The 20025-nt window shown below is 55.3% G+C and carries 17 protein-coding genes; 5 read left to right on the top strand and 12 right to left on the bottom strand.

Annotation, left to right across the window (positions count from 1 at the left end):
• Nucleotides 1-56 precede the first annotated feature (56 nt).
• Together adk and hemH are read left to right on the top strand one after the other, a co-directional pair.
• Nucleotides 57-701 carry an adenylate kinase gene (adk, locus tag C5523_RS21070; protein WP_041852454.1) on the top strand — a complete coding sequence of 215 codons (645 nt, stop codon included), beginning with the start codon at nucleotides 57-59 and terminating at the stop codon, nucleotides 699-701.
• Between the two features lie 112 nt (nucleotides 702-813).
• A complete protein-coding gene (hemH, locus tag C5523_RS21065) occupies nucleotides 814-1776 on the top strand; it encodes a ferrochelatase (protein WP_041852453.1) in 963 nt (320 codons plus the stop codon).
• On the opposite strand, the gene aes is transcribed toward hemH, so the two are convergent.
• A complete protein-coding gene (gene aes / locus C5523_RS21060) occupies nucleotides 1773-2738 on the bottom strand; it encodes an acetyl esterase (protein WP_108701912.1) in 966 nt (321 codons plus the stop codon). The two genes, hemH and aes, sit on opposite strands and share 4 nt — an antisense overlap.
• A 158-nt stretch (nucleotides 2739-2896) precedes the next feature.
• Between aes and C5523_RS21055 the strand changes: the two genes are divergently transcribed.
• The gene (locus C5523_RS21055) at nucleotides 2897-4201 is read left to right on the top strand and encodes an inosine/guanosine kinase (protein ID WP_041852681.1); all 1305 of its coding nucleotides are present in this window, start codon (nucleotides 2897-2899) and stop codon (nucleotides 4199-4201) included.
• Nucleotides 4202-4340: 139 nt separating this feature from the next.
• On the opposite strand, the gene ybaL is transcribed toward C5523_RS21055, so the two are convergent.
• The gene (ybaL, locus tag C5523_RS21050) at nucleotides 4341-6017 is read right to left on the bottom strand and encodes a YbaL family putative K(+) efflux transporter (RefSeq protein ID WP_041852451.1); all 1677 of its coding nucleotides are present in this window, start codon (nucleotides 6015-6017) and stop codon (nucleotides 4341-4343) included.
• Nucleotides 6018-6249: 232 nt separating this feature from the next.
• On the bottom strand, nucleotides 6250-7470 hold the full coding sequence (locus C5523_RS21045) for an MFS transporter (protein WP_079497546.1): 1221 nt from the start codon (nucleotides 7468-7470) through the stop codon (nucleotides 6250-6252).
• A 168-nt stretch (nucleotides 7471-7638) separates the two neighbouring features.
• On the opposite strand from C5523_RS21045, the gene ushA reads away from it, so the two are divergent.
• Nucleotides 7639-9291 (top strand): bifunctional UDP-sugar hydrolase/5'-nucleotidase UshA, encoded by a 1653-nt coding sequence (gene ushA / locus C5523_RS21040; protein WP_041852449.1) that lies wholly within the window; start codon nucleotides 7639-7641, stop codon nucleotides 9289-9291.
• Nucleotides 9292-9452: 161 nt separating this feature from the next.
• On the opposite strand, the gene ybaK is transcribed toward ushA, so the two are convergent.
• From ybaK to copA, 3 genes are all read right to left on the bottom strand, one after another.
• Nucleotides 9453-9932: a Cys-tRNA(Pro)/Cys-tRNA(Cys) deacylase YbaK gene (ybaK, locus tag C5523_RS21035; RefSeq protein ID WP_041852448.1), complete on the bottom strand. Its 480-nt coding sequence runs from the start codon at nucleotides 9930-9932 to the stop codon at nucleotides 9453-9455.
• Nucleotides 9933-10118: 186 nt separating this feature from the next.
• A complete protein-coding gene (locus C5523_RS21030; RefSeq protein ID WP_071195809.1) occupies nucleotides 10119-10919 on the bottom strand; it encodes a TraB/GumN family protein in 801 nt (266 codons plus the stop codon).
• 84 nt (nucleotides 10920-11003) lie between these two features.
• Nucleotides 11004-13505, bottom strand: a complete 2502-nt coding sequence (gene copA / locus C5523_RS21025; RefSeq protein ID WP_108701911.1) for a copper-exporting P-type ATPase CopA — start codon at nucleotides 13503-13505, stop codon at nucleotides 11004-11006.
• A gap of 108 nt (nucleotides 13506-13613) precedes the next feature.
• Between copA and cueR the strand changes: the two genes are divergently transcribed.
• Entirely contained in the window at nucleotides 13614-14030 is a 417-nt protein-coding gene (gene cueR, locus C5523_RS21020) for a Cu(I)-responsive transcriptional regulator (RefSeq protein WP_071195807.1), read from the top strand.
• Here cueR and C5523_RS21015 read toward each other — a convergent pair.
• From C5523_RS21015 to C5523_RS20990, 6 genes are all read right to left on the bottom strand, one after another.
• Complete coding sequence (locus C5523_RS21015; protein WP_071195806.1) at nucleotides 14020-14721, bottom strand: DUF3142 domain-containing protein; 702 nt, start codon at nucleotides 14719-14721, stop codon at nucleotides 14020-14022. The two genes, cueR and C5523_RS21015, sit on opposite strands and share 11 nt — an antisense overlap.
• On the bottom strand, nucleotides 14691-16847 hold the full coding sequence (locus tag C5523_RS21010; RefSeq protein ID WP_108701910.1) for a hypothetical protein: 2157 nt from the start codon (nucleotides 16845-16847) through the stop codon (nucleotides 14691-14693). Before C5523_RS21010 ends, C5523_RS21015 begins: the two co-directional genes overlap by 31 nt.
• A 22-nt stretch (nucleotides 16848-16869) precedes the next feature.
• Entirely contained in the window at nucleotides 16870-17328 is a 459-nt protein-coding gene (locus C5523_RS21005; RefSeq protein WP_041852442.1) for an NfeD family protein, read from the bottom strand.
• Nucleotides 17325-18242, bottom strand: a complete 918-nt coding sequence (locus tag C5523_RS21000) for an SPFH domain-containing protein (RefSeq protein ID WP_108701909.1) — start codon at nucleotides 18240-18242, stop codon at nucleotides 17325-17327. Before C5523_RS21000 ends, C5523_RS21005 begins: the two co-directional genes overlap by 4 nt.
• Before the next feature lie 85 nt (nucleotides 18243-18327).
• On the bottom strand, nucleotides 18328-19182 hold the full coding sequence (locus tag C5523_RS20995) for a co-chaperone YbbN (RefSeq protein ID WP_108701908.1): 855 nt from the start codon (nucleotides 19180-19182) through the stop codon (nucleotides 18328-18330).
• Between the two features lie 58 nt (nucleotides 19183-19240).
• On the bottom strand, nucleotides 19241-20011 hold the full coding sequence (locus C5523_RS20990; RefSeq protein ID WP_108701907.1) for an SDR family oxidoreductase: 771 nt from the start codon (nucleotides 20009-20011) through the stop codon (nucleotides 19241-19243).
• Between the last annotated feature and the right edge of the window lie 14 nt (nucleotides 20012-20025).

Below are 20025 nucleotides of genomic sequence, written 5' to 3'. Positions count from 1 at the left end.
GGTATCGTTTAGCGCTTTTTTGAAAAATTGAATCGACATTTGAGGGGATTTCCGCAATGCGTATTATTCTGCTTGGCGCTCCAGGCGCGGGTAAAGGAACTCAGGCACAGTTCATTATGGAGAAATACGGTATTCCGCAAATCTCCACGGGCGATATGCTCCGCGCCGCTGTGAAATCTGGCAGCGAACTGGGCAAGCAAGCAAAAGACATCATGGATGCCGGTAAACTGGTGACTGACGAACTGGTTATCGCCCTGGTGAAAGAGCGTATTGCACAGGAAGACTGCCGCAATGGTTTCCTGCTCGATGGCTTCCCACGCACCATCCCGCAGGCTGATGCAATGAAAGAAGCCGGTATCAAAGTCGATTACGTCCTGGAATTTGACGTACCGGACGAGCTGATCGTTGACCGTATCGTAGGTCGTCGCGTACACGCCGCTTCTGGCCGTGTTTACCACGTTAAATTCAATCCGCCGAAAGTGGAAGGTAAAGACGACGTGACCGGCGAAGAGCTGACCACCCGTAAAGATGACCAGGAAGAAACCGTCCGTAAGCGCCTGGTGGAATACCATCAGATGACTGCGCCGTTGATCGGTTACTACTCCAAAGAAGCGCAGGCGGGTAACACCAAATACGCGAAAGTTGACGGCACCAAAGCCGTGGCTGACGTGCGCGCAGAGCTGGAAAAAATCCTCGGCTAATCGCCTCTATCCCCGGTGTTCGCCGGGGATAATCTTCCAATCGCTGTGATTGGTTTCGTTTACGCGCTTTTCAGTTACAATCATTAGCCAGTTCAATGGTTAAGAGGCGCGAATGAGTCAGACGAAAGCAGGTATTCTGCTGGCCAATCTTGGTACCCCCGAAGCACCCACTCCCGAGGCCGTTAAGCGCTATCTGCGGCAATTCTTAAGCGACCAGCGCGTCGTCGATACGTCCCGTTTATTGTGGTGGCCTTTGCTGCGTGGCGTCATTCTGCCTATTCGCTCTCCGCGCGTCGCAAAGCTCTATCAATCCGTGTGGATGGAAGAGGGCTCGCCGCTGATGGTCTACAGCCGCAGGCAGCAAGCCGCGCTGGCCGCACGTCTTCCTGATGTCCCCGTTGCGCTGGGAATGAGTTACGGTTCGCCGTCGCTGGCGAGCGCAGTGGAGGAACTCCAGTCACAAGGCGTTGAACATATCGTCGTGCTGCCACTCTATCCGCAATACTCCTGTTCAACGGTGGCGGCGGTATGGGACGAACTCGCGCGTATCCTTGCCCCAAAACGCCATATTCCCGGTATCTCGTTTATTCGCGACTATGCGGATGATCCCGCTTATATCAACGCGCTGGCGAATAGCGTGCGTGCCTCATTTGCCCGCCATGGCGAACCCGACTTGCTGCTGCTCTCTTATCACGGCATTCCGCAACGCTATGCGGATCAAGGTGATGATTACCCGCAGCGCTGCCGGGATACCACACGTGAGCTGGTTTCAGCCCTGGAACTGCCGCCAGAAAAAGTGATGATGACCTTCCAGTCGCGCTTTGGTCGCGAGCCCTGGCTAACGCCCTACACCGATGAGACCATGAAAATGCTCGGTGAGAAGGGCGTAAAACATATTCAGGTTATGAGCCCGGGTTTTGCCGCCGATTGCCTTGAGACTCTCGAAGAGATCGCCGTGCAGAACCGTGAGTTTTTCCTCGAAGCGGGCGGCGAGAAATATGAATATATTCCTGCACTTAATGATTCCCCGGATCATATCGAGATGATGGTCAGTCTCACGGAGAAATATCGCTAACGGTTGTTTTCGCAGAAAAATCGTGCGCCATCGCGTAGCGCACGATCTGCGGTCTCCATCATTCGTGAGTAATGCAGAAACGCGTGCAGCGTTCCCGGATACATTTGATACCGACAATGCGCGTTATGTTCCCGAATGATCGCGTAGAGGGTTTTGCTGTCATCTATTAAGGGATCATATTCGGCACTGGCGATAAAACAGGGAGGGACAGCCTGCGTCAGGTCGTTGTTAAAGATGCAGTAGTAAGGTGATTCGCGATCCTGTTCATCGCGCAGATAAGCCTGATCGTAACTTTGCAAATCTTTCCGGGTTAAACCATCCCAGGGGCCGCCATAGAGCCGGCGGCTACGTGAGTCCTGTAAACCATAGAGGCCGTAATAGAGCAGCAGCGCTGTCATTTGCCCGCAGTCAATGTTGTGATCACGTATCCATAATGCGGTTGCCATCGCCAGCATGGCGCCAGCAGAGTCTCCTGCGAGACCGAAACGCTGCATATTCAGGTTAAAGGTGTGAGCGTGTTGCGCATAAAACTGGCATACCGCTACAGCTTCCTCTATGGCTTGTGGAAATCGCGCCTCAGGTGAAAGCGTGTAATCGATCCCGACCACCGTACACTGTGTATAGTGCGCCAGCAGTCGCATGATACGATCGTGTGTGTCGAGGTTTCCCAGCACAAAACCCCCACCGTGAAGATAAAATAGCGTCGCCTGACTCTCTGGTTTTGGCGAAGCGTAAATGCGCGTACAAACGGTGCCATAGCGCGTGGGTACGTCAACGTCTTTAGTCGGTATGTCTGGCCCTCCGGCGTTCCAGTAGCTCCGTTCTTCGTTATAGGCCCGGCGCTGGGTGGGATAATCATTGCCGTCTGGTTCGGGCTGTGGGTTTTCCTGTTGAAAGTGTAATACTTGCTGCATTTCAGCAGAGATACGCTCAAGGACGCGTATTTTATTCCCTTTATCCATGGTGTCCTCCGGTAAATAATCCTTCATTGTAAGGGGCAAGGTGACCTGAACCGGGATCTGCGTAGCCGATATTGAACATGTATACGGTGTAATGCCGATCGCCAGACGCGGGGAATGTGCTACCATTCTTCGCCCAATCCTCACCCGTAACGATGACCATGAAATTTCCCGGTAAACGTAAATCCAAACACTATTTTCCCGTTAACGCCCGCGATCCGTTATTGCAGCAAATCCAGCCAGAGAATGAAGTCAGCGCCTCCTGGGTGGTGGGTATTGACCAGACGCTGGTGGATATCGAAGCGAAAGTGGATGACGCGTTTATCGCCCGTTACGGTCTGAGCGCGGGTCACTCTCTGGTCATTGCAGACGATGTGGCCGAGGCGCTATATCAGGAACTGGTGCGCGAAAACCTGATTACCCATCAGTTTGCTGGCGGCACCATTGGCAATACCATGCACAACTACTCGGTACTGGCGGATGACCGCTCGGTCTTACTGGGTGTGATGTGCAGCAATATTGAGATTGGCAGCTACGCCTATCGTTACCTGTGCAATACCTCAAGCCGTACCGACCTGAACTACCTGCAAGGCGTAGACGGTGCAATAGGCCGCTGTTTTACCCTGATCAGCGAGTCGGGCGAGCGTACGTTCGCTATTAGCCCCGGTCATATGAATCAATTGCGTCCTGAAAGTATTCCTGAATCGGTCATCGCTGGTGCTTCTGCCCTGGTACTGACCTCTTACCTGGTGCGGTGTAATCCGGGTGAACCGATGCCGGAAGCTACCATGCAGGCCGTGGCTTACGCCAAAAAGCATAACGTGCCGGTGGTGCTGACGCTCGGCACGAAATATGTGATTGCTGATAACCCCCAGTGGTGGCAGAACTTCCTGAAAGAGCATGTCTCCATTCTGGCGATGAATGAAGAAGAGGCGCAGGCGTTGACCGGAGAAAGCGATCCGCTGCTGGCCTCGGATAAGGCGCTGGATTGGGTCGATCTGGTGCTTTGCACCGCAGGTCCGGTGGGGCTGTATATGGCCGGCTTTACCGAAGATGAAGCGAAACGCAAGACGCAGCATCCTTTATTGCCAGGGGCGATTGCTGAGTTTAATCAGTATGAATTTAGCCGCGCGATGCGCCATAAAGATTGCCAGCAGCCGCTGCGCATTTATTCGCATATTGCCCCGTACATGGGCGGCCCGGAAAAAATTATGAATACCAACGGGGCGGGAGATGGCGCGCTGGCGGCATTGTTGCATGATATCACCGCCAACAATTACCACCGTATCAATGTGCCAAATTCCAGTAAGCACCAGTTTACCTGGCTGACTTACTCGTCGCTGGCGCAGGTCTGTAAATATGCCAACCGTGTGAGCTATCAGGTATTGAACCAGCATGCGCCGCGTTTGTCCCGCGGGCTGCCAGAGCGTGAAGACAGCCTGGAAGAGTCGTACTGGTCACGGTAGTTCTGTGCGAAGCCTTTTAATGGCTTCCCGGATGGCGCTGGCGCTTATCCGGGTTACCATTCGGAGGTGCGTGCGGGCTACGGTTTTCGCCCTTTCCCTGGGGGAGAGGGCGGGGTGAGGGCATCAGGCGGCCAGGCCTTTACCCGGTCATCGCTTCAACAACGGGGGGCTTCTCAATCAACGTCAGCATGGTGTTCGCAATCTCTCGCTCGCCCATCACCACCTGGTTTGCGCCACGTTCGACAATGTATTCCACCTCGTCGTCATAATGGGCGCGGGCGATAATCTCAATATTCGGACACTTCTCGCGCGCCGTTGCGACAATCTCGCCCGCTTCATAGCCGTTCGGAATCGTCAGCAGCAACCAGCGGGCGCAATCCAGATGCGCGAGATTCATGATCTCCTCGTTGGCCGCATTCCCCAGCACGGCACGAATGCCACGCTCGCGCAGTTCATCCACGCGGGTGCGCGATGTCTCAATGACCACCAGCGGGATCCCCTGGGCCATCAGCTTCTCGCCTAACAGGCTGCCGACACGACCAAAACCCACCAGCAGCGCGTGATTGCAAATATCCACCGGGATCTGCTTCTCGTCCTCAATGGCTTCTTCGAGGGTTTGCTCTTCCAGCGTTTCGGTTTTATCGAGATATTTTTCCAGCAGCGTGAACAGCACCGGGTTCAGCATAATGGAGAGAATTGCCCCTGCCAGCACCAGGTTTTGCCCTGCCTGCGGCAGTAAATCCAGCGCCATACCCAGCCCGGCGAGGATAAAAGCAAATTCACCAATTTGCGCCAGACTGGCGGCGATAGTCAGGGCCGTACGCGGCGAGTGACCGAACAGGCGAACAAGGAAAAAAGCGGCAACCGATTTACCAAAAATGATAATTGCCAGCGTGGCCAGCACCGCCAGTGGTTGATTAATCAGTACCATGGGGTCAAACAGCATGCCCACGGAAACAAAGAAGAGCACTGCGAAGGCATCACGCAGCGGCAGGGTATCGTGTGCGGCGCGGTGGCTCAGTTCGGATTCATTCAATACCATCCCGGCGAAAAATGCACCCAGTGCGAAGGAGACATCAAAAAGCTCGACAGCCCCGAAAGCGATACCGAGCGCCAGTGCCAGAACCGAAAGGGTAAAAAGTTCGCGAGAACCTGTTGCCGCGCTGCGCGCCATAATCCACGGCACCAGGCGGCGGCCCACCAGCATCATAATGGCGATAAAGGCGACCACTTTACCGATGGTTATTCCCATATCGACGGCGAGCGTCGCCAGCCCCACGTTGCCTTTTTCCACCATTCCGGCAACGGCAGGTAACAGAACCAGCGTCAGGACCATCACCAGGTCTTCGACAATCAGCCAGCCGATGGCGATTTGCCCGCGCTGGCTATCAATTAACTGTCGTTCTTCAAGCGCACGCAGCAGCACCACGGTACTGGCGGTGGAAAGACACAGCCCAAACACTATGCCGGTCATCAGCGACCAGCCTAATGTTGCGGAGAGCGCCATACCCAGGAGCGTGGCGACGGCAATTTGCGCTATCGCTCCGGGAATGGCGATGGACTTTACCGCCATCAGATCCTTTAAAGAGAAATGCAGCCCCACGCCAAACATCAGCAGGATCACGCCCAGCTCCGCCAGTTCCGGCGCCAGCTTGGTATCGGCGACAAAACCTGGCGTAAAAGGTCCGGCCAGCACACCCGCTAACAGATAACCCACCAGAGGAGAAATTCGAAGTTTATTGGCAAGCATGCCGAGGATAAAAGCGAGAACAAGCCCGCCGACAATGGTGGTGATAAGCGGTGTGGCGTGATGCATTCCGTCTCCTTTCGTTGATGCGTGGATCCATTTTGGTTTATTAACCAAAACCCAGGTTACAGTTTATGACAATTTTAAGCATCGTGTTCATGAATAATCGTTGAATTCTGAAGAAAATGGCACGTTGGGCGAAATTAAACGGCAACCCGGCCATAGAGAGCAGAGATCCCGTTGTAAGTGCATGTTTGCCTGAGAAGTATGAGGCCAAAGCCAGGCTTTGGCCGGAGGGAAATCACGCTTTATGGCGATTATCGGGCAGGAATATGGTCAATATCCCCAATAAGGGCAGGTAAGCACAGATTTTATAGACCAGATCGATACTGGTATGGTCGGCAACGACCCCAAGTACTGCCGCTCCAAGCCCACCCATACCAAAGGCAAAACCAAAAAACAGCCCGGAAACCATACCGATACGTCCTGGAAGCAGCTCCTGAGCGTACACCAGGATGGCGGAAAACGCGGATGCCAGCACAAAACCAATGATCACCGTCAATACACCCGTCCAGAACAAGGTTGCGTAGGGTAAAAGCAGGGTAAAAGGCGCAACACCAAGGATAGAGCCCCAAATCACATATTTTCGCCCGATCTTATCGCCGACAGGCCCGCCAATTACCGTGCCTGCCGCAACAGCGAACAAGAAGATAAACAGGTGAATCTGCGCATTCTGGACGGATAAATCGAACTTATGCATCAGATAAAAGGTGAAATAGCTACTGATGCTCGCCATATAGAAATATTTCGAGAAAATCAGCACTAAGAGGATGCACACTGCCAGAACCACTTTATTGCGCGGCAGTGGATTGATTACCGTCGCCGCATTTTTCCCTTTGTTGACCCGGTGCTGTGCGGCATACCAGCGGCTCACCTGCGCCAGTACCACGATAGCCAGCAGCGCCGCGAGCACGAACCAGGCGACGTTACCTTTGCCGTAAGGGGCAATGATAATGGCCGCCAGCAGAGGGCCAAGCGAGCTACCGAAATTCCCGCCTACCTGAAAGATAGATTGTGCCAGCCCGTGACGTCCGCCAGAGGCCATACGCGCCACGCGAGAGGATTCCGGATGGAACACCGACGATCCCGTGCCCACAAGTGCGGCGGCAATCAGCACCGTTTCAAAACTGCCTGACAGCGCCAGCAGAACCAGGCCGCTGAGGGTAAAGCACATGCCGACAGGAAGCGACCAGGGCATCGGATGCTTATCCGTCCAGTAACCGACAACCGGCTGTAGCAATGATGACGAAAGCTGAAAAGTCAGGGTTATCATCCCAATCTGTAAAAATGAGAGAGAAAACTCATTTTGTAGCAGCGGGTAAATCGCCAGAATCAGCGACTGGATCATGTCGTTAAGCAGATGGGAAACGCTAATCGCACCAAGGATGCCAAAGGCGGTGCGCGCCTTAGGGACTGCCCCGGAAGACGGGGTCAGTGGCTGAGGAGTTTCACTGATTGCCATAAATACTCTGTCAGGTTGAGCGATGTAAGAATTGTCAGAACTGAAATAGTTATCTGGCTAACATACCTGCGGATAAGGTTTGAAGGAAGTCGCAATTCTGAAAACTTATTTGTCTATTCTTTCAGAGCACAGTACTTTTGCGGTTGTTAATGAATCAGGGAGAGAAGCATGAAATTGTTAAAAAAGAGCATGGTGCTGGCGCTGCTGGCCGCCTTTACTCTGGCAAGTGGTTCGGCTCAAGCTTATGAGCAGGACAAAACCTATAAGATAACCATCCTCCATACCAACGATCATCACGGTCACTTCTGGCGCAACGATTATGGCGAGTACGGCCTCTCAGCACAAAAAACGCTGGTGGACGGGATCCGCAAAGAGGTGGCGGCTGAAGGTGGCAGCGTCCTGTTGCTCTCTGGCGGCGACATCAATACCGGCGTGCCGGAATCCGATCTGCAGGACGCAGAACCTGACTTTCGCGGCATGAATCTGATTGGCTACGACGCAATGGCGGTGGGCAATCACGAGTTTGATAACCCGATGAGCGTGCTGCGCCAGCAGGAAAAGTGGGCCAAATTCCCGTTCCTTTCCGCCAATATCTATCAGAAAAGCACCGGTGAGCGTCTTTTTAAACCGTGGATGATTTTTGACAGGCAAGGGCTGAAAATCGCCGTGATCGGTTTAACCACCGATGACACGGCAAAAATCGGTAATCCCGAGTATTTTACCGATATCGAGTTCCGCAAACCGGCGGACGAAGCAAAGCTGGTGATTGAAGAGCTGCAACAAACCCAGAAGCCGGATGTGATCCTTGCCACCACCCACATGGGGCACTATGACAATGGTGAGCACGGTTCCAATGCGCCGGGCGATGTGGAAATGGCGCGCAGTCTGCCTGCCGGGTCGCTGGCGATGATTGTGGGTGGTCACTCACAAGACCCGGTGTGCATGGCATCGGAAAACAAAAAGCAGGTGAATTACGTACCGGGTACGCCCTGTGCGCCGGATAAGCAGAATGGTATCTGGATTGTTCAGGCCCACGAATGGGGCAAGTACGTAGGACGTGCAGACTTTGAGTTTCGTAATGGCGAAATGAAGTTGGTGAATTATCAACTGATTCCGGTGAACCTCAAGAAGAAAGTCACCTACGATAACGGCAAGAGTGAGCGCGTACTCTTTACCCCGGAAATTCAGGAAAACCAGCAAATGCTCTCCCTGCTGACGCCGTTCCAGAATAAAGGTAAAGCGCAGCTCGAGGTTAAAATCGGCAATACCAACGGCCACCTCGAAGGCGACCGCAGTAAAGTCCGCTTTGTACAGACCAATCTGGCGCGTCTGATTCTGGCCGGGCAGATGGCGCGTACCAATGCCGACCTGGCAGTAATGAGCGGCGGCGGTGTGCGTGATTCCATTGAAGAGGGTGCTATTACCTATAAAGATGTGCTGAAAGTACAGCCTTTTGGCAACACCCTGGTCTATGCGGACATGAGCGGTAAAGAGCTGACGGATTATCTCACTGCGGTGGCGAAAATGAAGCCGGATTCCGGTGCTTATCCGCAGTTTGCCAATGTCGGGTTCGTGGCGAAGAACGGCGTACTGAGCGACCTGAAAATTAAAGGTGAGGCTATCGACCCGGCGAAAACCTACCGTCTGGCAACGTTAAGCTTTAACGCCACCGGTGGTGACGGCTATCCGCGCATTGATAATAAACCGGGTTATGTCAATACCGGCTTTATTGATGCCGAGGTGCTTAAGCAATTTATTGAGCAGAACTCGCCGCTGGATGCGAATGCTTACGAGCCGAAGGGTGAGGTGAGCTGGCAGTAACACTCAAGTAGATCCTCTTGTCCTGTTCCCTCTCCCCTTTGGGGCTGAGGAATCCCCACAAAAATGCGAGCACGAACGGTCCCCTCTCCTCTTTGGGGAGAGGGTTAGGGTGAGGGGAAAAAACTGCCTTCACCAATAGCGCCCTGTCTTCGCAAAAGTCGTTAATCCCGGCGGGCGATATCGGCAAACTTCGCGTCCAGCATTTTTGCCAGATCGCTCGCCGCCAGTTCAATATCCAGCCCGCGTTTGCCGCCGGAGACAAAAATAGTGGCGAATGTCTGTGAAGGGGCGTCAATCAGCGTGGGCAAACGTTTCTTTTGCCCCAGTGGGCTGATACCACCCACCAGATAACCGGTTGTGCGCTGTGCCACCATCGGGTCGGCCATATCCACTTTCTTCGCGCCCAATGCTTTCGCGACCTTTTTCAGATCCAGTTGCCCGGCAACCGGCGTCACCGCAACGGCCAACTGTTTCATATCGCCATTGACCGCAACCAGCAGCGTTTTGTACACCTGATCGGCATTCAGACCGAGCTTGCGGACCACCTCGTCTCCAAAGTTTGTCTCGTTCGGATCGTGGTCATAGGTGTGTATCTGGAAAGGAACCTTGTTTTTTTCTAATAACTTAACGGCGGGAGTCATAGCAATCCTTCAAACCACAGTAATTTCACGCAGCCAGCTTACGCCCGATTTATCACGCAAAAATAGTACTATCTTGCGCAATAGTATTGGCAGTGACGAAAAGTTTGAGCGACAATCCGCTAGTCCGAAGCACGAGCTTCGGTATAACTATAAAAACTGAAATTCCTCTTTGACGGGCCAATAATCTTATTGGCCATTTTTTTGCGCTAACAGCGACGGCAAATTCCCTTCACCATACAGATGCAGCGCACCTGCGGCGACCACATAACGCCCCGGCGGTAACGCCAGCAGCCGTTCACACCAGGCGCGGTTACGCTGATGCATCAGCACATCATGCAGCGACTGACTGAACGTCGACGGTAGCGACAGCGGCTCACTGGTGGGGGGCGAGTCCAGCCACCAGCTCATCATCACCTGCAGCAGCCGCGCATTTTCACGCCAGTGGGTCAGCGTATCCTGTAACAGTTCAAGACCGCCATCCGCCAGTTGACGCAAAATTGCGACCTGGTTCTCCGTCCCTTCCAGTTCAATCACCGGCGTTGAGAACTGACGCGCCGCCTGTAGCAACTGATAATCGATGCCGTAGTCGGGGCGAAGGCCCAGCCGCTGTGCCTGCATGGCTTGTAACACCAGTGCAATATGCCAGGCGGGACGTGTTTCAAACTCACTCTGCGACAGATCAAGACCTTCGATGGTCTCTCTCAACTGGGTGAGAAGCGCAGGGCTCAGGCGTTCGGCCAGGGGTGGGCTATCAGGGATATCGGCAAAGGGTGAACCGCTGCTGGCGACATCGGCTTCGACAATCAGCGCATCGGCTTTGCGCAGTTTTTGCAGCAGTTGGGCGGGCAGGGGGGACATCCCCTGAGTACCCATATGGATGCTGCCAATCAGATGCAGATGGCGATTGCCCGACAGCGTAATATCCACCGCGGGCCATGGGTAACGGCGCGTGCGAAAAAAGCTTTTTAACCAGTCAAACAGGCCCATACGCGCTTCCTGAAATGAAAACGCCATGCTAGCGCGTAGGGGAGAAAGGTGCAATTGCCCCGCCGGATGGCGGGGCGGCCGCGGTCAGTCTTTCGGCGTAAAGCGTAGCAGGCGGTTAGCATTGCTGACCACGGTAATAGAGGAGAGCGCCATCGCGGCCCCCGCCACCACCGGGTTAAGCAGGGTTCCCGTCAGCGGCCATAAGATCCCGGCGGCAATGGGAATACCAAGCGAGTTATAGACAAACGCGCCAAGCAGGTTCTGTTTCATGTTGCGCAGCGTTGCCTTCGAAATAGCCAGCGCGTCCGCAACGCCCGTCAGGCTATGGCGCATCAGGGTGATGGCGGCAGTTTCAATCGCGACATCACTCCCGCCACCCATGGCGATACCAACATCGGCCTGAGCCAGCGCCGGGGCATCGTTGATGCCGTCACCGACCATCGCCACACGGCGACCTTCGCGCTGTAATTTGGCAATGGCCTCGGCTTTACCATCCGGTAAAACCCCGGCAATCACTTCATCGATTCCGGCTTCTTTCGCAATGGCTTTAGCCGTAGTGGGGTTATCTCCGGTCAGCATCACCAGGCGATAGCCAGCAAGATGCAGGCGTTGCAGGGCATTGACGCTGTCTTCGCGCAGCGGATCGCGAATGGCGAGCAGGGCGGCAATTTTGCCATCAACTGCCAGCAGTACCGGGGTGGCCCCTTGCGCGGCCTGGGAGGCCATCTCGTCTTCCAGTTCGCGTACGGTGATCTGCTGTTGCGACAGCAGCGCCTGGTTGCCGAGCAGTAAGCGGCTGCCTTCTGCTTCGCCGCTCACGCCAAGGCCGCGCCACGTGCGGAAGCTCTGCACCGTCGGCAATGCCTCAGCGCCCGCTTTTTCGAGGATGGCGTGCGCCAGCGGGTGGCTGGAGCCTTGTTCCAGCGCGGCGGCAAAGCGCAGCGCCTGGTGTTCGGTAAAGCCATTCGCTGTTTTGATGGCCACCACTTGCGGTTTGCCGCGGGTCAGGGTGCCGGTTTTATCAAACACCAGCGTGTCGAGAGTGCTCGCTCTTTGCAGCGCATCGGCATCGCGCACCAGCACGCCAAACTCCGCCGCGCGACCCACGCCCGAAATGATCGACATCGGCGTTGCCAGCCCTAATGCACAAGGGCAGGCGATAATCAGAACCGTGGTGGTAATGACCAGCGTATAGACGATTTGCGGCGCCGGGCCGAAGAGATACCAGATAGCGCCGCTGAGCAGGGCTATCGCTACCACGACGGGCACAAACACCGCCGAAATTTTATCGGCCAGTTGCCCGATTTCCGGTTTACTACTTTGCGCCTGCCGCACCATGCGAATAATGCGCGACAGCGTTGTCTGGCTGCCTACCGCGCTGGCGGTAAACAGCACGCTACCGTCCTGTACCACCGTTCCGGCGTGCACGGCATCGCCAATGCTTTTCTCCTGGGGAATCGGTTCGCCCGTGAGCATGGCTTCATCAAACCAGGCATCGCCCTGGCTTATTTCTCCATCGACAGGCACCCGATCGCCGGTGGTTAAACGCAGTGTCATGCCGGGGTGAACGTCGGCGAGGGGGAGCATTTTCTCGCCCTCGTCGGTTACCACACGGGCGGTGGGGGGCGTCAGATCGAGTAATTTTTCCAGCGCTTTTGAGGACCGCTGGCGCGCACGCGCTTCCAGCATATGGCCGAGGTTGATCAAACCAATGATCATCGCACTGGCTTCATAATAGAGATGGCGTGCTTCCATCGGGAACCACTGCGGCCAGATGTTTACGCTCATCGAGTAAAGCCAGGCTGCACCGGTACCGAGCGCCACAAGGGTGTCCATGGTGGCGGTGCCGTTGGTCAGGCTTTTCCACGCGCTACGATAAAAATGGCCGCCCGCGACAATCATCACGCCCAGCGTCACCAGGCCAATAAACAGCCACAGGGAGCGGTTGGCGTCGGTGACCATCATGTTGTCACCCACCATCCCCCAGACCATCACCGGTACGCCGACCAGCAGGGCGACAATGGCCTGCCAGCGAAAACGCTTCATGGTCGCGTTGGCCGTTTCCTGCTGACGTTCGCGGCGTTTTATGTCGTCTTCTATGGCTTCCGCACCGTAACCGGCACCTTCGACGGCGCTCACTAAATCCTGTGCGGAGGCGCTACCCATCACCAGCGCAGTGCGCTCCGCCAGATTGACCCGTGCCTGCGTGACGCCCGGAACCGCCTGGAGGGCTTTCTGGACGCGGGAGACGCAACTGGCGCAACTCATGCCATTGATTAACAGTTGCTTGCTGTCATCAAGGTCATCCGTTGCCGGAAGCTCAGGAGTGGCCGCTGTCAGTGCTTCCGACGGGGTTGATGACTCTGCCAGCGGTTTAGCCTTTGGGTGGCTAATGCTCGCTCCGTACCCGGCTTGTTTGATGGTATCGATAAGCGCCGAAGCGTCGGCGCTGCCGGTGATCTGCGCATGGGTAAGGGTAACGTCTGCCTGCTCAACGTCAGCACGTTGTTCCAGACTCTCTTTAACACGTTTAACGCAGTGGCCGCAGGACAGTCCGTCCAGCTCCAGCTCTGTAATGTGAGACATAATTAATTTCCTGTATGATGGGCCGTATAAAGATTGACCTGATTAATTACATGTACTAACTGTGTAACAGGTTAAACCTTCCATCAAGGGGAAGGTCAAGGGGGAAAGGTGAATATCAGTATTGTGGCGAAAAAGACCGGCTTAACCAGCAAAGCGATTCGCTTTTATGAAGATAAAGGGCTGGTGACGCCGCCGCTGCGCGGGGAAAACGGCTACCGCAGCTACACGCAGCAACACATCAATGAACTGACACTGCTACGCCAGGCGCGCCAGGTGGGGTTCAACCTCGAAGAGTGTGGCGAACTGGTGAATCTGTTTAACGATCCGGCCCGTCACAGCGCGGATGTCAAAGCCCGCACATTGCAAAAAGTGGCAGAAATTGAGCGTCATATTGTCGAACTTGAAGCGATGCGCAAGCAGCTTATGTCGCTGGCGGAATCCTGCCCTGGCGATGACAGCGCCGACTGCCCGATTATTGATAATCTTTCCGGCTGCTGCCATCACAAGGCACACGCTAAGGGTTGAGCATAAAGATCACCGTGCCGCGATACCATGGCGAGGCGGCGAGGCGCTGTTCCTCTTGCGGATCCCAGACGCCGTTTTGCACGCGTCCGACTTTAAACGGAATGCGTAACCCGGCCAGCGCAGGAAGGTAGGCGGTATAATCCTCGACGGTGTTGCGCCCCTGATAGCTTTGCACCACCAGTTCATCCACCGGCAGGGCGTTCAGCGTTTTCACGCTGCCGGTTTTCGCCCAGTCCAGCAGCCCCGTCACCCCCAGCGCGAACTGCGGCGAGAGGATTTCCCGCAACCGGTGCAGAAACTGCGCGTAATGATCGAGGCGGTGCGTGGCGGCATCAAAATCAATCTGCAGACCCGTCACGTTGTTACCGGCAGCCTGCCAGCGCAGTAACAGACGGTTCAGGCGTGCCAGCATCTCATCAGAAACATCCAGCGTCGTCAGGCGCACGGTCAGCCAGATATGGGGAAACGTCAGGCGGCTAACCGGTAATCCTTTGCGTTCAAATACGGCGGTGCCTGAGAGGGCAATCACATCGCCCTGATGCAGATAGACGGTGCGGGCGTCGCGCAGTGCGTCACCTGTCTTAACGCCCGACCATAGCCAAAAATCCTGCCCGTCTGCGGCATTCGCCACAGACATAAACAGGGAACTGATAAAGGCGATTACCAGTAATACTTGAGGCTTTTCGCCCATACGCTTCCTGGATAATCGCGCTTGAGTTGCAGGAACCAGGCTTTACGCACGGCTTTATCGACATCTTCGCCACCGCAATCATTGTAGCCCGATGGCGCATAGCACATCACCGCGCGGTAAAGCGCATAGCTCTTGTCTTCCGGTTCGGCCTTCGTGTCGTTAATCACCTGTTGGTACCACGCCAGACGATGTGGTTTTCCGGAAAAATCGTCCTGACGTGTGGCGACATCCAGCGCATCGTTGCCGCCACGGTCTTTCGCCAGGCTGACTTCGGTTTGCGTGGTGCGGAAAAACTCACCCAGGCAGTTAAGGGCATGGCCATCCTGCGGATTCTTACTCAGCACGCCAACGGTGTCATTCAACGATGCGCAGGCATAGGCTTTTTCCGGGTCTGTGCCTGTCCATTTAAAGACGCTGACATCCACATCGTCAAACGCTTCGCCGGGAATGGCGGCGGTGATGGCCGTGAGCAGGGATTTATCCTGCAACCAGTCGGCATAGTGGCCCTGTGCCAGATCCTGCGTCAGCAAGGTATGCAGGGCAATGGTGCGCTCTTCGTTGTTTGGCCCCTTGCCCGCCTGCTGGCGTAACAGCTCAGGAGTGGCTTTGGTTTTCAGCACCAGTGAGCGGTAGCGCAGATTCGTGATGCGGCTATCGGGAGCGAAAATCTTCTCCAGCGCATTGCTGTTGACCAGCGTGGCCGCCAGCTTCGCCTGCAGTAACTGTTGTTGCTCAACATCTTTGCTGAGATCCAGCAGGTGCAGCCAGTGATCGCGTGCGGCATCCCATTGCTGCTGGCCCATCAGTGCATCGCCGTAGAGCGCCTGTTCGCTAAACGCGAGGATATTGTGCTCGGGCAGGCTCTGCGCCGGAGTAATGTCTTTCACCACCGCCGCGTAATCCTGCTTGTTGTAAGCGAGCATCAGGCGCAAATAGTTCCACAGATCGGCGCGTTTGTTTTTTTCGAAATCGGCTTTAAGGCCATCGAGATACGCCTGATCGACACAGTGGGCGTGATTTTCGCACTGATTATCGCGCATCAGCCTGAGCGTCTGGATAAAGGTCAGCAACGACGCATCGGGCGCACTTAGAAAATAGCTGTCTCCCCAGGTCAGGTCTTTGCTGAGCAACTTATTGTCGCTTTCGTTAATCAGGGCGCTCAGCGCATCGCTGTCGGCAGCCTGCGGCAGAATGTGTTCATAGAGTGTTGCCAGCGTATTCCAGTCCTGCAGATACCAGTTGATACGGCGCAGCAGCCCCTGTGTTGAGTCGGCGTATTTTCCCTGCGGCCATTTTTTGAGGTAGGTATCCGCGCTGTCCCGCGCCTGTTGCGCCAGGGCTTTATCCACTTTAGTGACGTCGAAATCACCGTATTCGCCGTTAGCATTTTCACTGCTGGCGTTGAGCGCGTTACGCATCAGCATGTAGCTGGCGGTTTCGGCGATCCACGGCTGCGGGTTCGTGCTAAGGGCGGTAAAGCTCTGCCTGGCTGCGGTGTAATTCCCTGCGTAAAACTGGTTTGCGGCCTGCAAATAGTCACGAAACGCAGCGGCAGAGCCTTCCGGTACGGTGAGTTTGTTGAGTTCATCCTGAGCATTGCTGCTGCCATCGACAAGCAGGCGCGTCTTCGCCAGCGTCTGACGTAGCTCGGGGGTCAGTGTTGTATCGGCCAGCAGCGCGGCGAAAAAATCCGATAGCGTATCGCTATTGAGCGACACAAAGCGGTTTTCGTTTTCGTCCTGCAGCGCCGTCAGGTGAGTGATTGCCTCGGCGTCGAGGCCCAGGGTCGCGATTTGCTGGCTGAGGGGATCCTCGCCAGGCGTCGTGTCCGAGTCGTCATCCACCGGGGGATCGTAATCCAGCATATGCATGCCGAAATAGAAATCCCGGCTGCGGGTAATATCCGTCGGGACAGGCTGGCGCAGGGATGAAAAGCCTTTTTGCTCATCCAGCAGTCGCAGCAGGTTATCGCGGGTATCATTCGCCACGCCAAGGACCGGCGGGCTGACCAGAAAACAGCCCGGGCTCGCCCAGGCACAAGAATCCATATCCATTGACGCCAGCGCAGCGCTGCTGGTGGCAAATGAGAGGCACAGGCCCAGCGTGAGGTGGCTTTTTTTCACCATCTTTCCTTGCGTATTATTACGATTATTCGACCGCAGCTTTGATGTGCAGCGTAATGCCTTCGACGGCGATAACTTCGACTTTGCTTCCTGCCGGTAAATCTGACCCGGCACTCACCGGCCAGGAGCTGTCTCCCACCCGCATGTGCCCGCGCCCGTTGACCAGCGCATTATCGAGGATAAAACGGCGGCCCACCAGTTGCTGTCCGCGCTGATTAAGCGACGCATCTGCCGGTTTCTGGTCACGTACCCGTCTGGATAGCCACAGCCACCACAGCCAGGCGGCGATAAGCGTGAGTACCGCGAAGATCACCCCCTGTAATTCCCAGCCGAACGGAACCAGCCAGACCAGCAGGCCGGTGACCACTGCCGCCACGCCGCTCCACAGCAAATAGCCGTTGCCGCCGAGCATCTCAGCGGCCAGAAGCAGGCCGCCAAGACTCAACCAGAAAATGTAGGCATGTTCAAAGAGCACGGCTATCATGATTTTTTCCGTTCACTGGTGCTGTCTTTTACCAGCTCCGCGATCCCGGCAATCGAGCCCATCAGGCTGCTGGCATCCAGCGGCATCATCACGACTTTACTGTTATTAGCAGAGCCAATTTGTTGCAGCGCTTCGGTGTATTTTTGCGCCACAAAGTAGTTAATTGCCTGCACGTCGCCCGCCGCAATCGCCTCGGAGACCATTTTGGTCGCCCGTGCTTCTGCTTCTGCCGAACGTTCACGGGCCTCTGCTTCAAGGAACGCCGACTGCCGTTCACCTTCGGCTTTGAGGATTTTGGCCTGCTTTTCACCTTCCGCTTTGACGATTTCCGCCTGGCGAATCCCTTCGGCTTCCAGGATGTAAGCACGCTTGGTACGTTCGGCTTTCATCTGGGCGTTCATTGAAGAGACCAGCTCCGCCGGTGGGCGAACATCGCGGATTTCGATACGGGTGACTTTGATGCCCCACGGATTGGTGGCTTCGTCCACGATATGCAGCAGGCGAGTGTTGATGCTGTCGCGCTGAGAGAGCATTTCGTCGAGCTCCATCGAGCCGAGCACAGTACGGATGTTGGTCATGGTGAGGTTAATGATCGCCAGTTCCAGATTGCTCACCTCATAGGCGGCTTTCGGGGCGTCGATAACCTGAATAAAACACACCGCATCGATGGTGACGTTGGCGTTATCTTTGGAAATGACTTCCTGGGATGGGATATCGAGAACTTGCTCCATCATATTGATCTTACGACCAATACGGTCCATAAACGGTACCACAAGGCTCAGACCCGGCTGGAGAGAACGGGTATAACGACCGAAGCGTTCTACCGTCCACTGATATCCTTGCGGAACGATTTTGACACCCGCGCCTACAATGACCAGCGCGACTAAGATAAGAACGGGGATGACGATGAGCATCAAATAAACCTCCTGTTTAATTTGATGTCATTCTAACCAAATTTGGGGATCTTAACAGCGCGACCCCCAAATTTAGCGGGCGGGACTAGTAAAGCAGGGAGTAGAGCTGGCGACGGTATTTCGAGGCCAGTGCATCGCCGGTACCCAGCGCGGCCAGGATCTCCTGCAACATTTTGCGCGCCTCACCGTCTGCTGCGCCTAAATCTTTACGCAGATGACTGAACAGCAGCTCCAGCGCCTCTTCATTGCGGACAACCTGATGCAGTTGCAGCGCCAGTTGCGTTGCCAGTTGCGCATCCGCCGGGTTCTTCTCGACCTGCTCTTGCAAATGCTGAATTTCCGGGGTGTCCGCGGCTTTTTTCAGCAGCTCGATTTGCGCCACCAGCCCTTGATAGCGGGTGTCCTGATCCTGCAGCGGAATGGTTTTCAGCACCGCTTCGGCATCATCAGAGCGGTTGAGCGCAATTTGCGTCTCCGCCAGCAGCAGGCCGATTTCACTGTTCTGCTGCGATAACTGCCAGGCCTCTTTCAACAGCGGCAGCGCTTCGGCATGTTTGCCTTCTTCCATCAGTTGCATGGCCTGTTGCGCTTTTAACTCTTCTTCGCGCGGCAGGACTTTATCCAGCAGGGCGCGTATGGCCTCTTCTGGCTGCGGCCCCTGGAAACCGTCGACCGGCTGGCCGTTCTGGAACAGGTAGACCGTTGGGATCGCACGTAAACCAAACTGTGACGCAAGCATCTGCTCAGCATCGCAGTCCACCTTCGCCAGAATAAATTGCCCGTTATATTGCGCCGCCAGGCTTTCCAGCACCGGGGTCAACTGCTGGCAGTGCTGGCTACGCTCGGACCAGAAATAGAACAGCACCGGCGTGGTCATTGACTGTTCAAGCGTCGGGTGAAGGTTTGCTTCGTTAATGTTGACGATGTTCTGTACAGACATGGGTCATTCTCTGTTTAAGTGTTTATTGATACATGGGGACAGGCGCTGTGCCTTCAACTCACCCGTGTAAAATTTTATCCATTGCGCGTCCCGGCAGTATGCGTTTCAGCAGGCTTACCACCCAGGTGACGACCGTGACCGGATAACGCAGTTTGGGTTTCGGACTTTCAAAAGCATGGCGTACTTTAGCGACGACCGCCTCCGGGCCGAGGGTAAAACGTGCGGCAATACCGGGGTTTTCCACCGGTTTGTCACTCTGCGTCTGGTTGACGTTCTCCGTAAAGCGGGTGCGGATAGGGCCTGGCTCAATCAGGCTGACCTTGATGCCGCTGTGGCGCAGTTCCATACGCAGCGCATCGGACCAGGCTTCCAGGGCGTACTTACTGGCCGCATAAGCGCCACGACCGGGGGTCGAAATCAGCCCCATTACCGAAGACGTCATCACAATGCGGCCTTCGCCGTGCGGGAGCATGGCGGGTAACAGGCGCATGGTGAGCTGGTGTGTGCCAAAAAAGTTGGCGGAAAACTGTTTTTCCATTTGCTCGCGGCTGATGGTAGACAGCGGGCCGTACAGGCCAAAGCCCGCGTTATTAAAAATGCCATACAGACAGTTTTCCGTCAGGGCAATGACCTCGTCAGCGGCACGTTCTACGCTTTCGGGGAGGTCGAGATCCAACAGCACGCCGGTAAATCCGGCCTGATTCATACGTGCAACATCCTCGCTTTTGCGGCAGGCCGCCAGGATGCGAAAGCCCTGACGCTTGAGTTCATGGGCGCTTTCCAGACCGATACCGCTGGAACATCCTGTTATTAAGATCGTTTTTTGCATAACTTTACCTGAAA

It is taken from the genome of Phytobacter sp. SCO41 (assembly GCF_003073275.1).
Lineage (GTDB): Bacteria > Pseudomonadota > Gammaproteobacteria > Enterobacterales > Enterobacteriaceae > Phytobacter > Phytobacter diazotrophicus.
This window is presented reverse-complemented; position numbering and strand designations above follow the sequence as displayed.

Excerpts from the sequence above, each read along its gene's own strand:
- C5523_RS20995 (WP_108701908.1), bottom strand. The coding sequence starts at position 19,182 with ATGTCTGTACAGAACATCGTCAACATTAACGAAGCAAACCTTCACCCG.
- copA (WP_108701911.1), bottom strand. The coding sequence starts at position 13,505 with ATGTCTCACATTACAGAGCTGGAGCTGGACGGACTGTCCTGCGGCCAC.
- ybaK (WP_041852448.1), bottom strand. The coding sequence starts at position 9,932 with ATGACTCCCGCCGTTAAGTTATTAGAAAAAAACAAGGTTCCTTTCCAG.
- C5523_RS21015 (WP_071195806.1), bottom strand. The coding sequence starts at position 14,721 with ATGGGCGAAAAGCCTCAAGTATTACTGGTAATCGCCTTTATCAGTTCC.
- C5523_RS21045 (WP_079497546.1), bottom strand. The coding sequence starts at position 7,470 with ATGGCAATCAGTGAAACTCCTCAGCCACTGACCCCGTCTTCCGGGGCA.
- ybaL (WP_041852451.1), bottom strand. The coding sequence starts at position 6,017 with ATGCATCACGCCACACCGCTTATCACCACCATTGTCGGCGGGCTTGTT.
- C5523_RS21005 (WP_041852442.1), bottom strand. The coding sequence starts at position 17,328 with ATGATAGCCGTGCTCTTTGAACATGCCTACATTTTCTGGTTGAGTCTT.
- C5523_RS21030 (WP_071195809.1), bottom strand. The coding sequence starts at position 10,919 with ATGGGCCTGTTTGACTGGTTAAAAAGCTTTTTTCGCACGCGCCGTTAC.
- C5523_RS21055 (WP_041852681.1), top strand. The coding sequence starts at position 2,897 with ATGAAATTTCCCGGTAAACGTAAATCCAAACACTATTTTCCCGTTAAC.
- aes (WP_108701912.1), bottom strand. The coding sequence starts at position 2,738 with ATGGATAAAGGGAATAAAATACGCGTCCTTGAGCGTATCTCTGCTGAA.
- C5523_RS20990 (WP_108701907.1), bottom strand. The coding sequence starts at position 20,011 with ATGCAAAAAACGATCTTAATAACAGGATGTTCCAGCGGTATCGGTCTG.
- C5523_RS21010 (WP_108701910.1), bottom strand. The coding sequence starts at position 16,847 with ATGGTGAAAAAAAGCCACCTCACGCTGGGCCTGTGCCTCTCATTTGCC.
- ushA (WP_041852449.1), top strand. The coding sequence starts at position 7,639 with ATGAAATTGTTAAAAAAGAGCATGGTGCTGGCGCTGCTGGCCGCCTTT.
- hemH (WP_041852453.1), top strand. The coding sequence starts at position 814 with ATGAGTCAGACGAAAGCAGGTATTCTGCTGGCCAATCTTGGTACCCCC.
- C5523_RS21000 (WP_108701909.1), bottom strand. The coding sequence starts at position 18,242 with ATGCTCATCGTCATCCCCGTTCTTATCTTAGTCGCGCTGGTCATTGTA.
- adk (WP_041852454.1), top strand. The coding sequence starts at position 57 with ATGCGTATTATTCTGCTTGGCGCTCCAGGCGCGGGTAAAGGAACTCAG.